Annotated in this window: 4 protein-coding genes; all 4 read right to left on the reverse strand. The window is 39.5% G+C overall.

Annotated features, from left to right (window positions below; translation table 11 throughout):
- On the reverse strand, nucleotides 1–158 hold a 158-nt coding region (locus H5072_RS14630; RefSeq protein ID WP_182693931.1), incomplete at its 3' end, for a SirB2 family protein.
- A gap of 29 nt (nucleotides 159–187) precedes the next feature.
- A complete protein-coding gene (locus H5072_RS14635; protein WP_002958556.1) occupies nucleotides 188–1732 on the reverse strand; it encodes a response regulator in 1545 nt (514 codons plus the stop codon).
- 54 nt (nucleotides 1733–1786) lie between these two features.
- The gene (gene prmC / locus H5072_RS14640; RefSeq protein WP_182693932.1) at nucleotides 1787–2626 is read right to left on the reverse strand and encodes a peptide chain release factor N(5)-glutamine methyltransferase; all 840 of its coding nucleotides are present in this window, start codon (nucleotides 2624–2626) and stop codon (nucleotides 1787–1789) included.
- Nucleotides 2627–2628: 2 nt separating this feature from the next.
- A partial coding sequence (prfA, locus tag H5072_RS14645; protein ID WP_182693933.1) for a peptide chain release factor 1 occupies nucleotides 2629–3573 on the reverse strand: 945 nt, incomplete at its 5' end.

A 3573-nucleotide genomic window follows, 5' to 3' on the forward strand; every position in this document is an offset into this window, starting at 1 on the left:
ACTAATAACAAAGTATCTATACTGTGACTACCAATCATTACTGCTTTATTTTTTGCTACTTTACCACTGCCCATTCGCGAAAAAGCGCGAACATAAAATAATATTACACTTAACATCGCAATTGCCATGTGCGAGTGCTTTACTGCTAAATAATCCATATGCCCCTGTACTTCTGTTTTATAAAAATTTAATCAGGAAAACGGCTAAGAACCGCCTCTAACTCATCAAGCTTTTCGTTAAATACTTCAACCATTTTTGGTTCAAAATGTGTGCCTTTTTGAGCATTAATTTCATCAACCACATTTTGTAATGTCCAAGGCTCTTTATAACACCGTTTATGGCGAAGTGCATCGTATACATCAGCAAGTGCGACTATGCGACCAAATACATTAATTGCGTTTCCGCTTAGACCTTGTGGGTAACCAGACCCATCCCATTTTTCATGATGCTCTTTTGCAATAATTGCACCTGTACTCACAATTTCATGGGGAGAGTCTTTTAAAATAGTATAGCCTTTATCAGTATGGGTTTTCATCACTTCCCATTCTTGAGGTTCTAACTTTGCTGGTTTGTTTAAAATCGCATCAGGAATACCCACTTTACCTACATCATGAAGAGGAGACGCCAACCTTACTAAATCTGCATCATGTTTAGATAAACCATAGCCCTCAGCTAAAATATGACAAATATGTGCTACACGTTTAACATGATTACCTGTCTCGGTTGAGCGCTGCTCTACTGCTTCACTTAACCTATAAACAAGCTCTTGTTGTGTCGCTTCTATTTCAGACTGAAGCTGCACATTTTCAAAGGCAAGTTGCACATTTTGAGAAAATATTTTGATTAAATGACGCTGAGTATCCGTTAAATCCTTTGGGACACCTGATATGAACAGCATTGAGTTATGATTGTACTCACTACTGCAGTACGCAAATAAGTAATTATCTTTATAAATAATACTTTTATCATTAAGCGCCTGATGACACGCACTTAACTGCTCAGCTTGTAATACCTCATCAAGCTCTTTACCTTCACTTTTTTCAAAATCGCCAGTGCCAGAGCAAACTATTAGTTTTTTATTTTTTTCATGTTCTGGGTTTTGTGCAACTAAAGTGGTGGCATACATAGCTTGATCAGCAATACCCAATAAAGATGTTAATTGCTGCATAACGCCTTCAATAAAGTGCTCTATTGAATGCGCAGAAAAAATATCACGAGACGCTATAATTATTTTCTCAAGCCCTTCGCGTGATTGCTCAATCGAAATAATATCCCGATACGAGCGTAGGCTCGACATAATAACAGTAAATAATTTTTGAGCCGTTAGCTCCGTTTTCGATTTGTAATCGTTAATATCATAATTAATAATGACTTGACGTTCAGGTGCCTGGCCAGGTTGGCCTGTTCTTAAAATAATCCGTATATGATTATTTTTAGCTTCTTCACGAATAAACTTAGCAACCTGCAAACCAGCGTCGTCGGTTTCCATTACCACGTCAAGTAGCACAATAGCGGCATCTGGATGCTCTTTTATGAGCTCTTTCGCTTCAGCACCTGAGTAGGCACTAATAAACTCTAAGCGTTTATTTTGAAATTCAAAATCACTCAGTGCTAGTTTTGTAACAGCATGAACTTCAGGTTCATCATCAACGATTAATACTTTCCAGGTACCGTGTTCAATCTCATCGATTGTTTCTTCTGGTTCATCTGAAAATAAAAAATCACCCATCATAGTCGAAATTCCTTCATGGCATTATTTAACGCACTAGTAGGCAATTATTATTCTCTAGGGCCACAGTGCAAGTGTTACACGGTCATTGTTACCAAGGTCTTTCACTGTTTTAATATTAACAAACGCCATTTTTTCAAAAAAATGACGAACAGCTTCACCTTGCTCAAAACCGTGTTCTATTAAAAGATAGCCATTAGATGACAAATAGTCACGTGATTGTGTAATTATTTGTTTAATATCAGACATTCCGCAATCATCAGCCACTAATGCCGATAGAGGCTCAAAGCGCACATCACCCTGATTTAAATGTATATCACTACTTTCTATATAAGGAGGGTTAGTGACAATTAAATTGAATTTTTCGCCATGCAACTCACTAAACCAGTTACTTTGTTTAACATGTACATTATTAATCGCTAATCGCTGCTGGTTACGTGTAGCAAGTGCAACTGCATCGCTTACTCTATCTACTGCAGTAATTTGCCAATTAGGCATTTCACTACCCAGTGCCAACGCTATTGCACCAGTACCTGTGCCTAAATCCAGCACCTTTGCTGTAGCGGGTAGCGCTATTTCAAGTGCTTGCTCGACTAATGTTTCAGTATCTGGTCGAGGTATTAGGGTCGTTGCGTTAATTTCAAGCGATAAGCTCCAAAATTCACGCAGCCCAGTTATATGGGCTACGGGCTCACCTTTTAAACGTCTTTGGATAAATATATTAAACTGCGATTGTTGCTCATCACTAAGCGCATGTTCTGGCCAAGTAAAAAGGTAACTGCGAGGTTTTTGAAGTATATGAAGAAGTAAAACTTGTGCATCTAATTTAGCACTTTCGCTGCTAAGTGCTAATAAGTCAGCACCTGCAGCAATTGCTTGTTCAAGAGTGTGAGCCACAATTACTCGTCGCCCATGGCCGCAAGTAAGTCAGCTTGATGCTCTTGCATTAATGGGTCAATAATCGCACTTAAATCACCAGCTACCACTTCGTTTAAACGATAAAGTGTTAAGTTAATACGGTGATCGGTAATACGACCTTGCGGGTAGTTATAAGTACGAATACGCTCAGAACGATCGCCACTACCTACCAAGTCACGACGTTCAGAGGCTTCTGCCGCATGGCGTTTTTCATCTTCAGCTTGTTGCAGTCGAGCTGCAAGTACTGACATCGCTTTAGCGCGGTTTTTATGCTGCGAACGCTGATCCTGACACTCAACCACAACACCGGTAGGTATATGTGTAAGTCGAATAGCAGAATCAGTTTTATTTACGTGCTGACCACCTGCGCCTGATGCACGAAATGTATCAACTTTTAAATCTGCTGTATTAATTTGTATCGCTTCAGCTTCTGGTACTTCTGCCATAACCGCAACAGTACACGCTGAGGTATGAACACGACCTTGTGATTCAGTCTCTGGCACACGTTGTACGCGGTGTACACCTGATTCAAACTTTAATTGACCGTAAACGCCTTCGCCACTGATATTTGCAATAACTTCTTTGTAACCGCCATGCTCACCTTCATTGGTGCTTACAACTTCTACTTTCCATTTTTTATTTTCTGCGTAGCGGCTGTACATACGAAATAAGTCACCAGCAAAAATAGCCGCTTCATCGCCGCCCGTCCCTGCACGTACTTCAACAAACACGTTGTTGTTATCTCGCGGATCTTTTGGCAACATTAATACTTGAATTTGATCTTCAATCACTAGTATTTGTGCTTTTGCTTCTTTATATTCTTCTTGCGCCATTTCACGCATTTCAGGGTCAGAATCTTTAAGCATTTCTTCTGCACTGGCTAAATCGTCTTGCGTTTCTTTATAGTTTAAAAACGTTTTTACAAT

The sequence above is a fragment of the Pseudoalteromonas sp. SR45-5 genome (genome assembly GCF_014163565.1).
In the GTDB taxonomy this organism is placed as follows: domain Bacteria; phylum Pseudomonadota; class Gammaproteobacteria; order Enterobacterales; family Alteromonadaceae; genus Pseudoalteromonas; species Pseudoalteromonas distincta.

Bases quoted from the DNA above. Each gene is read 5' to 3' on its own strand.
- H5072_RS14635 (WP_002958556.1), bottom strand. From the start codon at position 1,732: ATGATGGGTGATTTTTTATTTTCAGATGAACCAGAAGAAACAATCGAT.